1 protein-coding gene and 1 pseudogene are annotated in these 1,386 nt (G+C 59.7%); both read right to left on the bottom strand.

The features are described from left to right. A partial coding sequence (gene xerC / locus H0248_RS21315; protein WP_257981580.1) for a site-specific tyrosine recombinase XerC occupies positions 1-854 on the bottom strand: 854 nt, incomplete at its 3' end. Positions 855-989: 135 nt separating this feature from the next. After that, positions 990-1,386: pseudogene (locus H0248_RS21310) on the bottom strand (DNA primase); the annotation flags it as partial.

Genomic DNA, 1,386 nt, shown 5'->3' with positions numbered 1-1,386 from the left:
TCCGCGCCGTTCTCCAGCATCTGCGTCGCCATCGAGTGCCGGAACACATGACACGCCCCCGCCTTTTTCAGGTGCGCATCATCCCGTATCGCACGGCCTGCCAGTATCGTCAGCGTTGACCGAGCCAGCCGTTTGCCCCATATCGTCACAAACAGGTAACCGCTGTCATGCTTGGTCGTCAGCCGTGGCCGCACCGCATCCAGATAGCGTTGTACCCAGACCAGCGCCCGTAGGCCAACCGGAACCACCCGGTCTTTGTTGCCTTTGCCCTGTCGCACCACCAGAACCCCGCGCCCCACATCCACATCGGCCAGCATCAGGTTTGCCAGTTCGCTGCGCCTCAGCCCCGTGCTCCACAGCATTTCCAGCACCGCACGGTTGCGCAGTCCGGTTAACGTCTCGGTGTCCTGTGCGTCCATCACCGCTTCGGTTTCTTCCTCGCTCAGTATCTGCGCCGGAAGCCGCTTCTCCGCTTTCGGCAGCGTCATCTGTTCGGCGGGGTTGTACAGGATATGATGCCGTTGCAGCAGCCAGCGGAACAGCATACGGATAGCCGTCAGGCGGTTAAGTTGCCCGCCTTGGGCCAGCGGTTTGCCGTCGGCTTTGCGGTAGCTGTGCAGATGCCGCTGATACGCTTCCAGCACCGACAGACTCACCTGTGCCGCCTGCGTGATGCCCCGCTCTTCACACCACGTCACGAACGGCCGCAGCCGTTCGCTGTAGGATTCGATTGTGCGCGGGCTGTGGTTCGTCGCCGTCAGGTGCGCAAGGTACGCGCTCATGTACTGGCGCAGCATCTGAGACAGGCCACTAAGGTAAAGGGCTTCGGGGCTGGGTGGTTTCGGTTTGGTCATGGCGGCGCGTCCTGCGAAGTGATGAGGAACAGTCAAGAAGGGAACTACGGTACGATGGGTTTATTGTGTGCTGCCGGAACAGTGGTTTTGCCGTTAACCCGACCGGATGGCGCAGAACCCTTGCCAGCACTGGCTTTAACAGCGATTGCCTTGTCCGACTGCACCCCGACCAGTGGCCGACCGCTTTTCACTTACCCCCGACCGAGCGGAGTCGTACTGACCTTTCTCTGTTATTTCTATCGCTTCCGGCACGTCGATAAGCCCGCACAGATGCGCGTTATCCGCCTGAGCATCGCCATCAAACAGCAGTTCATAGCAGAACGTCAGACCTCGCTTATGCAGCAGCAGGTATTCCAGTTCAACCAGACGGGCAAGGTGGATTTTCAGTTGTGTGTCGCCCCACAGCACCGCATCCCGTAGCTGTTTGCGGGTAAAGTGATACGCCGCTTTCGGCTGACCGCTCGTTTTTACCCAGCCCTGTATCAGCAACAACAGCTTTCTGGTCTGTGGCGGCATTTCATCCAGCGTCCGG

This window comes from Pectobacterium brasiliense (assembly GCF_013449685.1).
Lineage (GTDB): Bacteria > Pseudomonadota > Gammaproteobacteria > Enterobacterales > Enterobacteriaceae > Pectobacterium > Pectobacterium brasiliense_A.
This window is presented reverse-complemented; position numbering and strand designations above follow the sequence as displayed.